This is a genomic window from Izhakiella australiensis (genome assembly GCF_002006995.1).
GTDB classification, from domain to species: Bacteria; Pseudomonadota; Gammaproteobacteria; order Enterobacterales; family Enterobacteriaceae; genus Izhakiella; species Izhakiella australiensis.
Map to the genome: position 1 here is coordinate 38,610 of NZ_MRUL01000020.1, position 18,434 is coordinate 57,043.

Here is an 18,434-nt window from a genome sequence, read left to right on the forward strand (position 1 = left end):
TGATCGGGCAAAACTCAGGCTTCACGCGCCAACACGGGTAGCGCAGTCGTGTATTTTATTTCCTCCATAGCAAAACTGGAAGTCACGTCAATCAGCCCGGAAACGCTATTTAGCAGCTTTTTATAAAATGCATCATAGCTCTTCATATCCGCCACCTGAACATGCAGTAAATAGTCGTACTCGCCTGCCATACGATAAAAGGCCATCACTTCCGGCATTATTTGTACGGCGTCGACAAACTGCTTGTACCACTCCCGACTATGCTGCTGCGTTTTAATCATCATAAATGCCGTGAGCGACAGTCCGAGCTTTTCGTTATTAAGCAACGCGACTTTACTGCGAATATAGCCCTCATCTTCCAGACGCTTAAGGCGCTTCCAGCAAGGGGTCGTCGTCAGATGCACCGCATCCGCCAGCGCCTGCAGCGATAGCATGCAATCCTTCTGTAACAGATTTAGCAGCATTAAGTCTTTATCATCAAGGTTATTTATTGGCAAAATTTTCTCCAGACAAGGCCTTTTGCAGTGGCATTATAGTAACCTTTTCTCTCAGGTTTTAGCTAATCTTGGCAGATAAATATATACCTCAGGGATAGCCAGAATGAGCCAAAAACTTAAACGAAACCTGTTAATCAGCGGATTATTTATTGCCGTCGCATTAACATGGGGGACAACCTGGATGGCAATGAAAATTACCGTGGCAACGGTTCCCCCGATATTTGCCACCGGCCTGCGCTTTCTCTGCGCCTCGCCGCTGCTGATAGCGCTGGCGCGCTATAAAAAAGCGCCGCTGCTATTTCCTGCCGGGCAGCGACTGTTTCAGCTCGCCGTGATGCTTTTTTATTTTGCTATTCCCTTTACGCTGATGATTTATGGCGAACGTTTTACTACCGCCAGCCTTGCGGCGATTATTTTTGCTACGATGCCGGCAGCGGTGCTTGCAGCCTCGATGATTTTTCTTGGGGAAAAAACCAGCTTCCAGCAGCTGATCGGTCTGGCAATCAGTACTGCTACGCTTTGTACTATTTTATGGCAGGAAACCCATTCCAATGGTGAGAGTTTGCTACAGGGAATTGCGGCTCTGGTCGCCGCCGTGCTCATTCACGCCACGATGTACGTGCAGTGTAAGAAGCGATGCGCAGGTATTTCTGTACTGAGCTACAATGCGTTGCCCTGCCTGGGGGCGGGCGTTTTACTGACTCTGACAGGGCTAAGCGAAGCCCCCGACTTCGGCCGCTTTGCACCGCAGGCCCTGCTGGCGATTGGCTATCTGGGCGTGGTGGCCGGCGTTGGCGGCATCCTGTGCTATTTTGCGTTGCAGCAGTTTGCTAAACCTTTTCAGGCATCGCTGGTGTTTCTGGTTTTCCCGCTGGTCGCCATCGCACTTGAGAACCAGCTAAGCGGCAACAGCATCAGCCCGGATTCACTGCTGCTGCTAATCCCCTTTCTATCAGGGATCCTGCTGACCCTTTACCGCGGCCCGGCTCGCCGTCCACAGGCTGCTGCTGCAGGCAATCGCTCACGGCAGACCAGCTAGTCTGCCAGCCATAAAAAAACCGGGCATCCTGCCCGGCTCACTGGAAAGTGCCTCAATATTCGGGGGAATAGGCGAGGTGTGGTGTGCTCAGCCAGTGATTAAGAAAATGCGACACGCCCTGTGTCGCGCAGGTACCAATGACCGGCAGGTGCGGCAGGGCAGCTTTTAGCTGGTGCATCGCGTTGCCCATGACATACCCCTTTCCTACCCGGGCAAGCATTTCACGGTCATTCATGGCATCACCAAACGCCATGCATTCGTGCAGCGTAAAACCGAGGGATGTTGCCAGCCGGCTCAGCGCCTCGCCCTTGTTGCAGGACAGCGGTAAGACCTCAAGACATTCCCATGCGGAGAAGCAAAGATGCACCCGCTCACTAAGCGCCTCTCGTAGCCGCGCTTTTAGCTGGCACAGTTCGCCATGCTCACCAATAAAGCACAGCTTCGTCACCTGGTGCGCCGGCAGCTTTCTCAGATCCATCAGCTGGTAGCTGAACCCGCTGGCGCGATGAGCGTAAAGCAGCGCTGGCAGCTCATGGGAGGTGAACCATCCGCAATCGTTAAACGCGTGCAGCGTCGCCGCTGTATTCCAGTTAGCATGAATGACCTCTTCCGCCACGTCGGGTGGCAGGTCAGCGGCGAAATGCACCTTGCCTTCGCTATCATGAATACGGGTGCCATTACCGGTAATTAGCCAGGCGTTAAGCGCCAGCGGCGCGATTTGCGGCTGCATATCAAGGTAGTGCCGCCCGGTGGCGAAAGTGACGGCGATCTGTTTTTTTTGCAAGGCGCGCAGCGTTGCCAGCGTCGCTTCCCCCAGGGTATGAGTGGGTAACAATAAAGTGCCGTCCATATCAAAAGCGGCAAGGCGGGCCATAATTTTTCCTGCATCTGATTTACACCACGCTAGTATTGAACGATATTTACGGAACTAATAGTGTCAACATTAAAAAAAATGTTCCGTATTTATGCGACAACTTCAGCGTCTCAACCAGTATTTACGCCTCTGGCAACTCAGAGAAGGCGCCAGTCAGTCCACCAGCGTTGCCGCCATGGCGCAAGCCTGCATCTGCAGCGAGCGTCATATGCGTACGCTGCTGTCGCGCTGGCAGCAGTTTGGCTGGGCAGAATGGCAGGCGGCGGCGGGCAGAGGCAAACGTGGTACGCTGCTTTTTTACCATCATCCGGAAGCATTGCGTGCAGAGCTGCTGCGTGAGGAGCTGGATCGCGGACAGGCACAAAATGCGCTGGCGCTGGCGCAGGTTGATCCGACAAAGCTGGAGAAGTTACTGTCGCCGCTCATGGGCGGACAATGGCTTAACAACCGGCCAACCTTACGGATACCCTATTACCGCGCCCTTGGAACCTTAGATCCGTTAACGCTGAGCGGACGGGCGGAACAGCAGCTTGCCAGCCAGCTCCATGCCGGACTAACCCGCTTTGTTAATAACCGTGCCGTGCCGGATATGGCGCACCACTGGCAGCAGAGCGCGGATGGACTAACCTGGCATTTTTATCTGCGTCCGCAGCTCCACTGGCATAACGGAGAAAGCATTGATGGCGGGCAACTGCTAGCCAGGCTACAGGCAATTTTGCAATCGCTCACCGGCCAGCGTCTGCTTGACTGCGTAAGCGAGGTTTCGCTACCGCACGCGCTTTGCCTGCGATTTCAATTGCGCTGTCCTGATAACTGGCTGGCTCACCGCCTTGCCTCCGTCCCCTGCTTCATGGCTCATCCCACCCAGCCTCAGGTTGGCGCAGGTCCGTTTCGCCTGACCAGCTTTTCCGATGCACTGGTCAGGCTGGAAAGCCATAGCCAGTACCATCTCAGGCACCCGCTGGTCGAAACGGTTGAATACTGGATAACGCCCGGTCTGTTTGATCGGACGCTGGGCACCAGCTGTCGCCATCCGGTACAAATTGCCATTGGTAACGAATACGAGCTGAATGCGCTACGCCCGGTTGAACGTAGCATCAGCCTCGGCTTTTGCTATATGGCGTTGCGGCACCATACTGGTTTCAGCGCCGCGCAGGCCCGGTCGCTATTGCGGGTGCTGACCGAAGCGCGCCTGATCGAACACCTGCCCCTGGAAGAGGGATTGATTACGCCAACCCACGCCATGTTGCCAGGCTGGCCGGTCCCTCCGCTTGAAGGCGAGGAAGCGCCGCTGCCGCCAGCGCTTAAACTGCATTATCATCTGCCCGTAGAGCTACATGCTATGGCTGAGGCGCTACGTGAGGCACTTGCCGCACGCGGCTGCCAGCTTGAGGTGTATTTCCATCCGGAGAAAAACTGGCTCAACCATACGGGGCTGGGGGAAGCCGACATTATTATGGGCGATCGTCTGATTGGCGAAGCGCCCGAATTTACCCTCGAAAGCTGGCTTCGCCTTGATCCTCTGTGGCCAGCGGTACTGGGAGACGCGGGCTGGCAGCAGCTGCTGCTAACGCTACAGCGTATTCAGCGCCATGAGAATGAAGGCAGGCGCTGCGATGAACTAAGCCAGGCGTTACAAAAATTAATGGCCGCGGCGATCGTCACTCCGCTCTTTAACTATCGCTATCAGGTCAGCGCCCCGCCCGGCGTGCAGGGTATTCATCTGAACGCCTGGGGATGGTTTGATTTCACCCGCGCATGGATACCGCCGCCAACATAATCCGACTGGGCTTTCTTCGTCGCTGGCGCTACCATACGCGCCTGAATGAAGAGGAGCGAATATATGAAACGTGCGGTCGTGGTTTTTAGCGGGGGTCAGGACTCAACGACCTGTCTGATTCAGGCGCTGAAACAATATGATGACGTCCACTGCATCACCTTTGACTACGGTCAGCGGCATCGGGCCGAAATTGATACCGCCAGGCAATTAAGTCAACAGCTGGGCGCCAGCGCGCATAAAGTGCTGGACGTTACCCTGCTCAATGAGCTGGCAATCAGCAGCCTGACACGCGATAACATCCCGGTGCCGGATTACGATCCTGATGCCAGCGGCCTGCCCAGCACCTTCGTTCCCGGTCGTAACATCCTGTTTCTGACGCTCTCTGCTATTTATGCCTATCAGGTCAACGCCGAAGCGGTGATTACTGGCGTGTGTGAAACGGACTTTTCCGGCTATCCTGATTGCCGCGATGAATTCGTAAAGGCGCTGAATCATGCCGTTGAACTGGGGATGGCGCGCCCGGTGCGTTTTGAAACGCCGCTGATGTGGCTTAACAAGGCAGAAACCTGGGCGCTGGCCGACTACTGGCAGCGACTCGATTTAGTCCGCAAGCAAACCCTTACCTGCTATAACGGTATCCAGGGCGATGGCTGCGGCGAATGCGCCGCCTGTCACCTGCGCGCCAACGGTTTACAACAGTATCAGCAGGCACCCGCCGCCGTTATGCAGGCAATGAAAAGCAAAACCGGCCTCGCCTGAGGCCGGTTTCGCCACAGCGGGGGCTAAACTACACGGCCTCGCGTGATTTGACCATACTGCTGAGCCGCTGCTTCAACTCGCCTTCAATGGGCAGCGCTTTATGGGTTTTCAGATCGATACAGGCAAAAGTCAGCCTGGCATCGGTTACCACTTCACCACCGGGTGACAGCGTGACCGTCTGGCTGATGACACCGCTGCGCCCGCCAAACTCAACCAGTTCGCTTGCTACGTTCAGCACATCCCCCAATACTGCCGGACGGCGATAGTTAATATTGATGTTGACCACCACAAAGCCATAGTGGTTTTCCTGCAGCCAGTGGAAAGCATCCTCCTGCTCCAGCCACGCCCAGCGCGCTTCCTCCAAAAACTCCAGATAGCGGGCGTTATTGACGTGCTGATAAACATCAAGATGATAGCCTCTGACTTTAATCGTTGTTTGCATTATCCTGGCTCCGGTTAAAGGTCACACCAACTGGTATGACCTCTAATCCTGGCAGCCTTATTGTGTAAGTCCACACTGCCAGTAACGCGATGGGAGCACGATCACAGCTTCAGATTTGCCAGGTTTCGTTTCAGCAGCGCCTCACCAATACCGGGAACTTCACTTAATTGCTCAATTGCCGTGAACGGACCGTATTGCTTGCGGTAGCTGACTATCGCTTCCGCCTTCCTTAGCCCCACACCGTTAAGCACCTTCGCCAGCTCTGACGCGCTAGCCTGGTTGATACTGACTTTTTCGCCATTTACAGCGCCGCCTTTATCAACCGTCTTTTCCACCCGTGCCGGCGACCTGGCGGGTTCAGCTGATTTTGGCGTTTCAGCCAGCGCATGCCCTACGCCTGCAGTCAGCAGGCCACTAAAAATAATCGCGTAATACCATGATTTTTCCATACCTTCTCTCCTTGTTTGTCACGGTGCAGTCAGCGTAACCAGCCGGCGAAAGTGCAACAACATGGCTATTGCAGCGATGGAAAACATGCCGAAAATAAAGCTTCAGCGTGCAGCAAACTCATTTAATGTTGCGAAGGCGCGCGCAATATCTGGCTGCGGAGCAGGGAGAACAGAAAAAACGGCAATAAAAAAGGCCGGGCAATTTCTTGCTCCGGCCTTTTAGTTAGCTAATTAGCAGACTGGTGGTTACTGAACGTCTACGCCCGAACCGTATTTTATTTTGGCTTCTTTGCGCAGACTGCTCAACAGCGCTTCAAAAGCGATCTGAGCATTATTCTGCGTGACGCCCTGAACCAGCGCATTTTTTTGCGCTTCAGGCATACTTCCGGCCTGCACTTTATCCAGCGCCAGCAGCACGACGTTTCCTTTACCGTCCTCGCTGAGGCCGTATGAAGCACCGTCTTTTGGCGGCAGAGGCAGCTCAAACACCGCCTGAGTGACTGCCGAGCGGTCGGTCCGGTTCAAGGTCTGCGGCGCACCGAACGTCAGCTTCGCCGCTTTCATCGCCTCATCACCTTTACCGGCTTTCAGCTCTGCCAGCAGTTTTTCCGCCTGCGCTTTAGCTTCCTGCGTGGCCTTATCACGGCGAATATCCTGCGTTATCTGGTCGCTTACCTCGGCAAGCGGCTTCACCGCCTGTGCTTTATAGTCAGCAATACGCAGCACGAAAGCCCGGTCGCCATCAACGGTGATAATATCGGAATTGCTGCCCGGCGCGCCATTCTGCCCCTGCAGGCTGCCATTGAAAATAGCCTGCTCGACAGGTTTGAAATCCAACGCTGCCGGCACGTCGTCGCGCGTGAACCAGCCGGTTTCAACCGCCTTCACCCCGGCAGCCTGCTCGGCTCCGGCCAGCGAAGTGTTGTTGTTACTGGCGGCATCGCTAACTTTTTGCTGTAGCTTGTAGTAAGCGTCTATCGCTTTTTCCTGCTTCACTTTATCCGCAATCTGGTCATGCACCTGCGCCAGCGGCTTAACCTGCTGCGGCTGAATATCATCCAGACGCGCGACCAGATAACCGACAGAGGATTTAATCACCCCGGACAGCTGCCCCTTATCCTTCAGACCGGCATTTTTCAGCTCATCCGGCATGGTTTCCGGTTCCAGCCATCCCATATCGCCGCCCTTACGCGCGGTAATAGGATCGATAGATTTTTGTTTAGCCAGCGCGGCGAAGTCAGCACCTTTCTTCAGCGCATCCAGCACCGCCTGCGCATCGGCTTCGGTTTTGGTCTGGATAATGCTAAAGCGGGTACGTTCTGGCTGGGTATACTCCTGCTTATGCTGATCGTACCAGTTTTGTATATCACTTTCGCTGGCCGACTCCTGCATGCTAGCCGCATCCAATTTGATGTAGCTGACGCGGAACTGCTCCGGCGCCATAAAGCTGGCTTTATTTTGCTGGTAGTAATTTTTAACTTCGTCGTCGCTAACGCTTTGCTTTGCTGCCAGCGCATCAACGTCTATGGTCGCTTCACGAACAATACGCTGCTGGGAGACCAGCGCAGCCAGCGAGTCTGCTTCACCTTTTAACAGGAAATCGGTACTGGCAACCGACTGGATAAGCTGCTGTACAGTCAGCTGCTTACGCAGCGCTTCAGCGTACTGATCGGGAGCGTAACCCATGTTAGACAGGATGCTGTTGTATTTTGCATTGTCAAACTTGCCGTTATTCTGGAAAGCGGGCTGGCTAAAAATAGCCTGCTTAATCTGATCATCGCTAATGGCCAGGCCAATCTTTTTTGCATACTGATCGAGCAGTTTCTCATCAACCAACTGAGAAAGCGCCTGCTGGCGCATCTGACGCATAAAACCGTCATTACTCGCCAGCGTAGAAAACTGATCGCCCAGCATCTGCTGCTGACGCGCCCGTTCATTAGCATAAGCGCGCTCCAGCTGTGCCCGGCTAATTTCGTCCCCATTTACTTTCGCAGCATAGTCCGCATTACCGCCAACCAGATAGTTGCCTACCCCGGTCAACACAAATGACAGAATAATTAGCCCCAGTATGATTTTGAGCACGACATGGCTCGATGCCGTGCGTAAATTGTCCATCATGGTGTGACAACACTCCGCTGTAGTGTGAATGTAAATCTCGGCGCCTGAGCGACCCGTCCATTAAGTCGTCTCACGCTGCGCGTTCTCGCGTAGTATGACAACCAGAAAAGGGGATTGTCATTGAAAGATAAAAAAAGGCACATCATCACCCTGATGTGCCCCATATGTTACCTGATAACGCCAGAACGATCCTCACTCAGCCGCATAATTCTGCGGGGCCCTGAGAGAAAATCTCATTAATTAACGGCGTCTTTCAGCGCTTTGCCGGCGCGGAAACCTGGAACCTTGCTGGCAGGAATAGTAATTTCTTTTCCGGTTTGCGGATTACGGCCGGTGCGTGAAGCGCGTTCACGGACGGAGAAGGTACCGAAACCAACCAATGCAACTTCGTCGCCAGCTTTCAGAGCGTCAGAAACTGAGCCCATAAAAGCATCCAATACACGTCCAGCTGCGGCTTTAGAAATATCAGCATTTGCAGCAATTTTGTCGATCAATTGTGACTTATTCACGCTATTCATCCCCTCTTTATTATTTACCTTGCGGTCAGATTGATCATCTGCCGCTATCGCGCAGTAATTGTACAGGCATCTGTTTGCCTAAGTCAGGCAGACTGCGGCATCGCTTCATTTTGCCGCGGCTGATTTGACAGCCTCTAAGTTAGCGGCACAAAAAAAGGCTGGCAAGTACCATTTTACTTGCCAGCCCCGGTTTTACGCGCTTTTTGCCATATATCACTATTTCGCCGTGGCTACCTGCATGCCGTAGGGCGCATTTTGTAACGCTAATGTTAAAACTTCTTCAATGCGTTTTACCGGATGGATATCCAGATCGGCAATGATATTATCCGGAATCTCTTCCAGATCGCGTTTATTTTCATCAGGAATAAGCACCGTTTTGATACCGCCCCGATGAGCTGCCAGTAGTTTTTCCTTCAGGCCGCCGATGGGTAAAACCTGACCACGCAGCGTAATTTCACCGGTCATTGCCACATCTGCACGCACCGGGTTGCCGGTCAGACAGGAAACTAACGCAGTACACATAGCAATCCCCGCGCTGGGGCCGTCTTTCGGCGTCGCGCCTTCAGGTACGTGAACGTGAATATCGCGCTTCTCATAGAAATCGCCGTTAATACCCAGCTTTTCGGCACGAGCGCGCACCACGGTCAACGCGGCCTGGATCGACTCCTGCATCACTTCCCCCAGAGAACCGGTATAGGTCAGTTTGCCTTTACCCGGTACGCAGGCGGTTTCAATGGTCAGCAGGTCGCCGCCAACTTCCGTCCATGCCAGCCCGGTGACCTGGCCAACGCGGTTCTCACTGTCAGCACGACCATAATCGAAGCGCTGCACGCCAAGATAATCTTTCAGATTATCGCCACTGATGGTGATATGCTTCAGCGACTTATCCATCAGCAGCGCTTTAACCGCCTTGCGACACAGTTTGGACAGCTCGCGTTCGAGGCTACGCACCCCGGCTTCACGCGTGTAATAACGGATGATGCCAACGATAGCACTGTCTTCCAGCGTCAGTTCGCTGACTTTTAGCGCATTACGCTCAATCTGTTTTGGCAGCAGATGTTGTTTGGCGATGTTCAGCTTTTCATCTTCGGTATAGCCGGAAAGACGAATCACTTCCATACGATCCAGCAGCGGCGCCGGGATGTTCATTGAGTTGGAAGTAGCAACAAACATGACATCTGAAAGGTCGTAATCAACCTCAAGATAGTGATCGTTAAAGGCTACGTTCTGCTCAGGATCCAGAACCTCCAGCAGCGCTGAAGCCGGGTCGCCGCGCATGTCAGAGGACATTTTGTCAATCTCATCCAGCAGAAACAGCGGGTTTTTCACCCCGACTTTAGCCATTTTCTGAATAAGTTTACCCGGCATCGAGCCAATGTAAGTCCGGCGATGACCACGAATTTCCGCTTCATCACGCACGCCGCCCAGCGCCATACGGACGTATTTACGCCCTGTGGCACGCGCGATCGACTGGCCGAGAGAGGTTTTACCTACCCCCGGTGGCCCCACCAGGCACAGAATCGGCCCTTTAATTTTGCTGACGCGACTCTGCACCGCGAGGTATTCAAGGATGCGATCTTTTACGCGCTCAAGGCCATAGTGATCGATATCCAGGGTTTCCTGAGCTTTGCGCAGATCTTTTTTCACCTTACTGCGCGCGTTCCAGGGTACCTGCACCATCCATTCGACGTAGCTGCGAACCACCGTCGCTTCCGCCGACATCGGCGACATCATTTTCAGCTTCTGCAGCTCGGCTTCCGCTTTATCACGCGCCTCTTTCGGCATTTTAGCCGCATCAATCTTACGCTTCAGCGCCTCGTTTTCGTCAGGCGCATCGTCCATTTCACCCAACTCTTTCTGAATCGCCTTCATTTGCTCGTTCAGATAGTATTCGCGCTGGCTTTTTTCCATCTGCTTTTTCACGCGGTTGCGAATGCGCTTTTCAACCTGCAGCAGATCGATTTCTGACTCCATCATCGCCATCAGATATTCCAGACGCTCATTGACGTCTGACATCTCCAGCACAGATTGCTTATCAGCCAGCTTCAGTGGCATATGCGCGGCAACGGTGTCGGCCAGACGCGCTGCATCATCGATATTGTTTAACGATGTCAGCACTTCCGGCGGAATCTTTTTATTAAGCTTGATGTAGCCTTCAAACTGATTAATCGCGGTTCGCACCAGCACTTCCTGCTCGCGCTCTTCGATTTCCGGCGAGGCCATATATTCAGCCTGAGCGGTGAAATGATCGCCATTATCAGCCAGGGTAGTAATGTGAGCACGCTGCAATCCTTCAACCAGTACTTTGACCGTACCGTCAGGCAATTTCAGCATCTGTAGAATGGAAGCAATCGTCCCTACAGAGAAAAGATCGTTAATGCCAGGTTCATCCGTTGAAGCCTCTTTCTGCGCAACCAGCAGGATCTTCTTGTCATGATCCATCGCCGCTTCGAGGCAGCGGATCGACTTCTCACGGCCAACAAACAACGGAATCACCATGTGCGGATAAACCACTACGTCACGCAACGGCAACACAGGGATTTCAATGCGTTCAGAACGCTCAGGATTCATAGAGCTCTCTCTTAGTTTAATTTCCGCCAGGTTACGGGACTCTTACCCTGCATTTATTCGTGCAGTCTGCACCCGCTAATTCGAGTATATGGGGATGATTATCTGACATTCAATGTTTAAGGATGTCAGAAAAGCAAAAGGGGGAAAAATTTCCCCCTTTAGGCTAACTCGCTGGAATGCATCGGTTATTTATTCACCTGACGCCTGCTGCGCTTCGTGCTTGCCGTAAATCAGCATCGGATCGGATTCGCCCCCAATTACGGACTCATCAATCACCACTTTTTCGACGTCATCCATCGAAGGCAGATCGTACATGGTATTCAGCAGCGCGCCCTCGACGATAGAGCGCAGACCACGCGCGCCGGTCTTACGGGACATGGCTTTTTTAGCGATGGCCGTCAGCGCTTCATCGCGGAACTCAAGCTCGACGCCTTCCAGGTTGAACAGCGCCTGATACTGCTTGGTCAGCGCATTTTTCGGCTCGCGCAGAATCTGAATTAGCGCTTCTTCGCTCAGTTCGTTGAGCGTTGCCACGACCGGCAAGCGACCAATAAACTCAGGGATCAGGCCAAACTTGATCAGATCTTCCGGCTCGACCTGGGACAGCAGCTCACCTTCAGAGGCTTTCTGCGATTTGCCTTTCACCGTGGCGCCAAAGCCAATGCCCGACCCCGTTTCGGTACGCTGCGAAATCACCTTATCCAGCCCGGCAAATGCCCCGCCGCAAATAAACAGAATCTTTGAGGTATCAACCTGCAAAAACTCCTGCTGCGGATGCTTGCGGCCACCCTGCGGCGGTACCGCTGCAACGGTTCCTTCAATCAGCTTCAGCAACGCCTGCTGAACCCCTTCGCCGGAAACGTCACGGGTGATCGACGGATTGTCGGACTTACGGGAAATCTTGTCGATTTCGTCAATATAAACGATGCCGCGCTGCGCTTTTTGCACATCGTAGTCACATTTCTGCAGCAATTTCTGGATAATGTTTTCTACGTCTTCGCCAACATAACCCGCTTCGGTCAGTGTGGTGGCGTCAGCCATGGTAAAAGGCACATCCAGCAAGCGCGCAAGGGTTTCTGCCAGCAGGGTTTTACCGCTACCGGTTGGTCCAATCAGCAGAATGTTGCTTTTGCCTAATTCAACGCCGTTGCTGGTATCACCGTTACGCAGGCGTTTGTAGTGGTTGTAAACCGCCACCGCCAGTACTTTCTTCGCTCTTTCCTGACCGATGACGTAATCATCAAGATGGTGGCGGATTTCATGGGGTGTGGGCAGCGCACTGCGCTCGCGATGTGGTGCGACTTCTTTAATCTCTTCGCGAATAATGTCGTTGCAAAGATCGACACACTCATCGCAGATATACACGGACGGCCCGGCAATCAGCTTGCGCACTTCATGCTGACTTTTACCGCAGAAAGAGCAATACAGTAACTTTCCTGAACCGTCTTTGCGCTTATCTGTCATCTGCAAACCTCTTCGTTAGTCTCATTCGCCTGATGTGGCGCGGGTATCTTTAGCGATACCCGTATTCAATACCTATTTTTTTTGACGCTACAGAATAACTATAGCCAGGGTAAGCCGCCTTAGCGTTACTTACGGTGCGTCAAAATTGAATCCACCAAGCCATACTCTACAGCTTCACTGGCTGACAGGAAACGATCCCTTTCAGTATCTCTCTCTATTTCTTCAAGAGATTTGCCCGTATGTTCAGCCATCAATTCATTCATCCGCTGCTTAACTTTAAGTATCTCGCGCGCGTGAATTTCGATATCCGTCGCCTGTCCCTGATAGCCGCCAAGAGGCTGGTGGATCATCACGCGGGAGTTTGGCAGGCAGAAGCGCTTACCTTTAGTGCCTGCCGTCAATAAAAACGCCCCCATTGAGCACGCCTGACCCATACAAATGGTGCTGACATCAGGCTTGATAAACTTCATGGTATCATATATCGACATTCCCGCCGTGATAACGCCGCCCGGGGAGTTGATGTACAGATAAATGTCTTTTTCCGGGTTTTCCGCTTCCAGAAACAGCATCTGAGCGACAATCAGATTTGCCATGTGATCTTCGACCTGTCCGGTCAGGAAAATCACACGCTCTTTTAACAGGCGGGAATAGATGTCGTAAGAACGCTCGCCGCGCGAGGTTTGTTCGACCACCATCGGCACCAGCGCCATATGGGGTGCCATTTGTTCACGTTCGCCACTGTATGACATTTCCGTCTCCTGAATAATTTTTTACCGATTCTATCCGGGCATGAGGCGGTGCGTTTTGCATCCTGCGCTCATTACCTCTCCCCGCAGCTATCAGGACGGTCAATCAGACAGCCTCATTTGCATGAGGTTCGATTTGGGGATCTCAGCCCGATAATTCAAGCATAACAACTTTTTTTATTCCCTAACCAGGAAAAACAGCTTAGCTGAGTGTTTGTTGTTTAAATGAACAATTAAGCGCGCAAAATGGGCGGTTTACTGACGTTAGAGACAAAAAAAGCCCGCAGCCGAAGCTGCGAGCTTGAATCAGAACCTGACGCTAAGCGACTTATGCCGGCGTGGTCTGGTTCATCAGTTCCTGGAAATTAGTGGCTTTTTCAGTCACTTTTGCTTTTTCCAGTACCGCTTCAACCGCTTGTTCTTCCAGCGCCACGTTACGCATGTTGTCCATCAGTTCATTATTCTTGCTATAGAACTCAATGACTTCCTGCGGATCTTCGTAGGCTGAGGCCATCTCTTCAATCAGGCCTTTCACCCGCGCTTCGTCGGCTTTCAGCTCGTTAGTACGAATGACTTCGCCCAGCAGCAGTCCAACTACTACGCGGCGTTTTGCCTGCTCTTCGAACAGCTCGCGCGGCAGTTCAAGGGCCTGCTGCTCGTTGCCGCCAAAACGCTGAGCGGCTTGGCGACGCAGCACGTCAATTTCACCGTCGACCAGCGCGGAAGGCACGTCGATTTCATTGGCTTTTACCAGCCCGTCAATCGCCTGAGACTTAACGCGGTTGCGCACTGCGCCTTTCAGCTCGCGCTCCATATTTTTACGCACTTCCGCACGTAAACCGGCAACTGAACCGTCTTCAACGCCAAAGCGCTTAATGAAATCTTCAGTCAGCTCAGGCAGCTCGCTCTCTTCAACTTTCTTCAATACGATAGCGAAGTTAGCCGCTTTACCTTTCAGGTTATCAGCGTGATAGTCTTCCGGGAAAGTCACTTCAATATTGAATTCTTCACCCGCTTTGTGGCCGACGATACCGTCTTCGAAGCCTGGGATCATCCGACCCTGGCCCATAGCCAGCACGAAGTCAGACGCTTTACCGCCTTCGAACTCTTCGCCATCAACCGAACCGCTGAAATCAACGGTTACGCGATCTTCCGCCGTGGCGGCGCCGTCTTTGTCTTTCCAGGTCGCCTGCTGCTTGCGCAGCGTATCCAGCATGGTATCAACGTCGGCATCGGCAACTTCAACTACCGGCTTTTCAACCTCAATGGCATCGAGGCCTTTCAGCTCAACTTCCGGATAAACTTCGAACTCTGCTGAATAGGTGAAGTCTTCATTGGCTTTATATTCGCCCGGTACGTATTTCGGCGCACCAGCCGGATTTACTTTTTCTTTGATGATCGCATCAACGAAATTACGCTGCATCAAATCGCTCAGGACGTCCTGGAGAACGGATGAACCATAACGCTGAGAGACGATGTTCATCGGCACTTTGCCTTTACGAAAACCATCAATACGAACATTTTTAGCGACATTGACCAGCTCGCTTTTTACCGCATTGCCAATCACATCGTGAGGGATAGTGATAGTTACGCGACGGCCAAGGCCCTGAGTTGTTTCTACTGAAACTTGCATCTTGTTACCTCAAAAAATCACGTGCTCGGTCAACTTCAGACGGTCTACGGGCTTAATTAAGCCCGTAGACCGTCTAACAACCGGGACGGCCTCTGATGTCAGAACCGTATTCCCTGTTACCAGAAGCATCCCGAAGACATACAGGAATAATCAGACGCGGCATTATAGCGGCATCAATTAAGCACGTCGAGGCTGCCAGACCTCAACTAACAGGCAAACTCATGACATTTTCGCCGCCAGAGGGCAAAAACGCGCTAAATGGGCACAACAATGCCGTCCGGCGGTCAGGCCTGAATGCCGGCGCCACGGCAGTTTGGCGAAGCCGGAACCCGGTCTTGCAGACCTTCCCACTCTTTCGCGGTATACGTATGCAGCGCCAGCGCGTGAACGCTGCCCGCCATCTCCTCAGCCAGCTCGCTATAAATAGCGCGATGGCGCTGAAGAAAACGCTGATCGACGAAGTGTTCGCTGACGATCACAATTTTAAAATGACTTTCAGCTCCGGCCGGCACGTTGTGGCGATAGCTTTCATCGATGACTTCAAGATGCTGAGGATCAAAAGCAGCCCGCAACTTAGCGTCAATTTGCTCGCGAATCATTGTTAACTTCCTCTACATCAGAGCGCTTTCTCTGGGTTAAATAATAGCTGTTTTGATCGAAAATCGCGGCCCGGGAAATAAAAACTGCCGGGCGTATAGCGCCCTGGCGGCCGGGGTATCCCGGTTACCAGCAGGCGATTAATCAGTTCATCCGTCAGGTTTAATGATTCTGAAAACCTTCATTATGATGACTTTACACGCCATCAGGGCTTTCTCTTATAACAAGCAATGTTATGATGGCGAAAAATTTTTCAGCAACACAACTCACACGCAAGAGACTATAATCATGTTAAAAAAAATCGCCGTACCTTTTTTGGCTGCCCTGTTTCTGGCGGGCTGTGCCAGCAGCAACAATAGCCTCGATATTAATCCTAAAATTCAGCTGCCCCAGCGCGATCCGACGCTAACGGCAATGACTATCAGTATTACCGGCGCCGATCAACGCCCTGACCAGGCGCTGGCGAAAGTGAGCCGCGATGGGCAAATGGTCACCCTTACCGCTCAGCGCGATCTGCGCTTCCTGCTTCAGGAGGCGTTGGAAAAACAGATGACCGCTCGCGGCTACATGGTTGGTCCAAACGGCCAGGTCGATTTGCAAATCGTCGTCAATAAACTCTACGCAGACGTTACCCAGGGCAACGTGCGTTACAGCATTACCACTAATGCCGATATTTCGATTATCGCAACAGCGAAAAATGGCAACAAGCAGGTTAAAAATTACCGTCAGACCTACAGCGTAGAGGGCGCATTCGCCGCCACCAACGCCAAGATAGCGAAAGCGGTTAACCAGACCCTTGGCGACGTTATCGGCGACATGGCTCAGGATAACAGCATGCAGGATTTCATTAAGCAAAACGCTCGCTAACAGGCACAACGCCCGGTTGACCGACCGGGCGCACCTTCCGGAACAGTATGACCAGCCACTATCTGCACATCTTTACTCAACGTAAATCCGCAATTCTGCTCATTCTTGGCTTTGCTTCCGGGCTGCCGCTGGCGCTGACCGCCGGCACACTGCAAGCCTGGATGTCGGTTGAAAACGTCGATACCAAAACTATCGGTTTCTTTTCGCTGGTCGGTCAGGCTTACGTACTAAAATTCCTCTGGTCGCCGCTGATGGACCGCTTCACGCTGCCTTTCCTTGGCCGTCGCCGCGGCTGGCTGCTGCTAACCCAGCTGGCCCTGATCGTGGCGATCGCACTGATGGGGACCTTACAGCCCTCGCGCGATTTAACCCTGCTGGCAGCGCTGGCGGTGCTGGTCGCCTTTTGCTCAGCGTCGCAGGATATCGTTTTTGACGCCTGGAAAACCGACGTTTTACCCGCTGAAGAACGCGGAGCCGGCGCGGCAATTACCGTACTGGGCTACCGTCTGGCCATGATGGTCTCCGGCGGTCTGGCGCTATGGCTTGCCGATAAATACCTCGGCTGGCAGGCCACTTACTGGCTAATGGCCCTGACCATGATTCCAGGAGTAATCGCCACGCTGCTGGCGCCAGAACCAAGTCAAAAGATTGCGGCGCCGCGCTCGCTGCAAGAGGCCGTCTTCACCCCACTAAAAGAATTTTTCAGTCGCAGTAATGCCTGGATGATGCTGTCATTAATTATCCTCTACAAGCTGGGCGATGCTTTTGCCACCAGCCTGTCGACGCTTTTTTTACTCAAGGGATTGGGCTTTGATCCCGGTCAGGTTGGCATCGTCAATAAAACGCTCGGCCTGGCCGCTACCATAGTTGGTGCGCTATTCGGCGGAATATTGATGCAGCGGATGACGCTTTTTCGCGCCCTGGTGCTATTCGGTATTTTGCAGGGGGTTTCCAATCTGGGCTACTGGCTGCTGGCGGTAACGCCGCCGCATATCTGGAGCATGGCGCTGGCCGTGGCGATTGAAAACCTCTGCGGCGGCATGGGAACCGCGGCCTTCGTCGCGCTGCTGATGGCGCTGTGTAATAAATCCTTTTCTGCCACTCAGTTTGCTTTGCTTTCAGCGCTGTCGGCGATAGGCCGGGTCTATGTCGGGCCGGCGGCCGGATGGATTGCGGACGGATGGGGCTGGCCGACGCTGTTTGCCATCTCTATCGTCGCCTCGCTGCCGGGCCTGCTGCTATTAATTGCCAGCCGTCACAGCTTTGCCTGTCTCCAGGACAACCTCGCCTTCAGCCTGCGCCATCGCTTTGATGCCGGCTACCGCCTGGCGCGCTATCTGGTTATGGCTGGCGCTGCGCTGCTGGCCTTTTGGCTGTTGCTGATTGCGCTGACGGCGATAAAATTGCTCAGCGCCGCCAGCGTCAGCGAATGGCTGTTCGAAGGCGGCATTCTCTGCCTGCTGGCAGGGGTAACGGCCGGTACGCTGTTAGATCTGCTATCACAGCGCCGCCGCGCTGCAATTGAATCTTAAGGCGCTTGCGCCGTCGGAGATGATGAACCAGCCGGTAAATATTCAGCCGGCTGGTGACAATTTCAGAGGGCTTATGCGCTAACGGCTGAAGCTTATTTGCCGCTTACAATGTTAACAAAATGTATTAATTGTTAATTAAAAGTCTCGCAAAAGATCTGCAGCTCTGTTGCGCCGGATCAATAATATTTATTTCACTATTTTTATAATTGAGCTGGTTTGCTTTTTTTGAGCAAAATTAAAACCGGTGCGCAATTAATTTTGTATCTTACTCATCGCTTAAATGATGCAAAGTTGTTAACCAAATGCATCTATTTTGCGCCTGTTATAGCCATGTCCGTTTTAAAAAAGCGTCCTTGATTAAATTTTGTTATATTGGCTTCAACCCCTTGCCAGTACTGTATTTTTCCTCCTGACAAAATCATTTGTGACCCCCTTAGCAAAAGGTGCCTACACTATCCTGACATGTCCTTAAGTTGGTTTACAGTCTGGAAACCTTCCCGTAAAATGCCGCCACACTTAAGCGACAATAGAGCCCTTGTCATTGAGGT

General features: G+C 52.8%; 17 protein-coding genes. 6 read left to right on the top strand and 11 right to left on the bottom strand.

Annotated features, from left to right (window positions below; all coding sequences use genetic code 11):
• Positions 1–14: 14 nt before the first annotated feature.
• A complete protein-coding gene (locus BTJ39_RS20185) occupies positions 15–497 on the bottom strand; it encodes an Lrp/AsnC family transcriptional regulator (protein WP_422386054.1) in 483 nt (160 codons plus the stop codon).
• Between the two features lie 103 nt (positions 498–600).
• On the opposite strand from BTJ39_RS20185, the gene BTJ39_RS20190 reads away from it, so the two are divergent.
• Complete coding sequence (locus tag BTJ39_RS20190) at positions 601–1,536, top strand: DMT family transporter (protein ID WP_078004521.1); 936 nt, start codon at positions 601–603, stop codon at positions 1,534–1,536.
• Positions 1,537–1,588: 52 nt separating this feature from the next.
• Here BTJ39_RS20190 and cof read toward each other — a convergent pair whose 3' ends face one another.
• Entirely contained in the window at positions 1,589–2,410 is an 822-nt protein-coding gene (cof, locus tag BTJ39_RS20195) for an HMP-PP phosphatase (RefSeq protein WP_078004522.1), read from the bottom strand.
• A 91-nt stretch (positions 2,411–2,501) separates the two neighbouring features.
• Here cof and BTJ39_RS20200 point away from each other — a divergent pair, with 91 nt between their 5' ends.
• Positions 2,502–4,190 carry an SgrR family transcriptional regulator gene (locus BTJ39_RS20200; protein WP_078004523.1) on the top strand — a complete coding sequence of 563 codons (1,689 nt, stop codon included), beginning with the start codon at positions 2,502–2,504 and terminating at the stop codon, positions 4,188–4,190.
• A 63-nt stretch (positions 4,191–4,253) separates the two neighbouring features.
• Positions 4,254–4,949 (top strand): 7-cyano-7-deazaguanine synthase QueC, encoded by a 696-nt coding sequence (gene queC / locus BTJ39_RS20205; RefSeq protein WP_078004524.1) that lies wholly within the window; start codon positions 4,254–4,256, stop codon positions 4,947–4,949.
• A 28-nt stretch (positions 4,950–4,977) separates the two neighbouring features.
• Here queC and BTJ39_RS20210 read toward each other — a convergent pair whose 3' ends face one another.
• Positions 4,978–5,391, bottom strand: coding sequence for an acyl-CoA thioesterase (locus tag BTJ39_RS20210; protein ID WP_078004525.1), 414 nt, complete (start codon positions 5,389–5,391; stop codon positions 4,978–4,980).
• Positions 5,392–5,492: 101 nt separating this feature from the next.
• Positions 5,493–5,840: a ComEA family DNA-binding protein gene (locus tag BTJ39_RS20215; RefSeq protein ID WP_078004526.1), complete on the bottom strand. Its 348-nt coding sequence runs from the start codon at positions 5,838–5,840 to the stop codon at positions 5,493–5,495.
• A gap of 61 nt (positions 5,841–5,901) precedes the next feature.
• On the opposite strand from BTJ39_RS20215, the gene BTJ39_RS24920 reads away from it, so the two are divergent.
• Positions 5,902–6,063 carry a hypothetical protein gene (locus tag BTJ39_RS24920; protein WP_176110386.1) on the top strand — a complete coding sequence of 54 codons (162 nt, stop codon included), beginning with the start codon at positions 5,902–5,904 and terminating at the stop codon, positions 6,061–6,063.
• Between the two features lie 23 nt (positions 6,064–6,086).
• On the opposite strand, the gene ppiD is transcribed toward BTJ39_RS24920, so the two are convergent.
• The 7 genes from ppiD to bolA form a co-directional block, all read right to left on the bottom strand.
• A complete protein-coding gene (ppiD, locus tag BTJ39_RS20220) occupies positions 6,087–7,958 on the bottom strand; it encodes a peptidylprolyl isomerase (protein ID WP_078004527.1) in 1,872 nt (623 codons plus the stop codon).
• A gap of 236 nt (positions 7,959–8,194) precedes the next feature.
• Positions 8,195–8,467: a nucleoid-associated protein HU-beta gene (gene hupB / locus BTJ39_RS20225; RefSeq protein WP_078004551.1), complete on the bottom strand. Its 273-nt coding sequence runs from the start codon at positions 8,465–8,467 to the stop codon at positions 8,195–8,197.
• A 225-nt stretch (positions 8,468–8,692) separates the two neighbouring features.
• Positions 8,693–11,047: an endopeptidase La gene (gene lon / locus BTJ39_RS20230; protein ID WP_078004528.1), complete on the bottom strand. Its 2,355-nt coding sequence runs from the start codon at positions 11,045–11,047 to the stop codon at positions 8,693–8,695.
• 189 nt (positions 11,048–11,236) lie between these two features.
• Positions 11,237–12,511, bottom strand: coding sequence for an ATP-dependent protease ATP-binding subunit ClpX (clpX, locus tag BTJ39_RS20235; protein WP_078004529.1), 1,275 nt, complete (start codon positions 12,509–12,511; stop codon positions 11,237–11,239).
• Positions 12,512–12,636: 125 nt separating this feature from the next.
• Positions 12,637–13,260 (bottom strand): ATP-dependent Clp endopeptidase proteolytic subunit ClpP, encoded by a 624-nt coding sequence (clpP, locus tag BTJ39_RS20240; RefSeq protein ID WP_078004530.1) that lies wholly within the window; start codon positions 13,258–13,260, stop codon positions 12,637–12,639.
• Between the two features lie 325 nt (positions 13,261–13,585).
• A complete protein-coding gene (gene tig / locus BTJ39_RS20245) occupies positions 13,586–14,890 on the bottom strand; it encodes a trigger factor (RefSeq protein ID WP_078004531.1) in 1,305 nt (434 codons plus the stop codon).
• A gap of 284 nt (positions 14,891–15,174) precedes the next feature.
• The gene (gene bolA / locus BTJ39_RS20250) at positions 15,175–15,489 is read right to left on the bottom strand and encodes a transcriptional regulator BolA (RefSeq protein WP_078004532.1); all 315 of its coding nucleotides are present in this window, start codon (positions 15,487–15,489) and stop codon (positions 15,175–15,177) included.
• A gap of 286 nt (positions 15,490–15,775) precedes the next feature.
• Here bolA and BTJ39_RS20255 point away from each other — a divergent pair, with 286 nt between their 5' ends.
• Together BTJ39_RS20255 and ampG are read left to right on the top strand one after the other, a co-directional pair.
• The gene (locus BTJ39_RS20255) at positions 15,776–16,354 is read left to right on the top strand and encodes a lipoprotein (RefSeq protein WP_078004552.1); all 579 of its coding nucleotides are present in this window, start codon (positions 15,776–15,778) and stop codon (positions 16,352–16,354) included.
• Positions 16,355–16,401: 47 nt separating this feature from the next.
• The gene (gene ampG / locus BTJ39_RS20260) at positions 16,402–17,886 is read left to right on the top strand and encodes a muropeptide MFS transporter AmpG (protein WP_078004533.1); all 1,485 of its coding nucleotides are present in this window, start codon (positions 16,402–16,404) and stop codon (positions 17,884–17,886) included.
• The last annotated feature ends 548 nt before the right edge of the window (positions 17,887–18,434 follow it).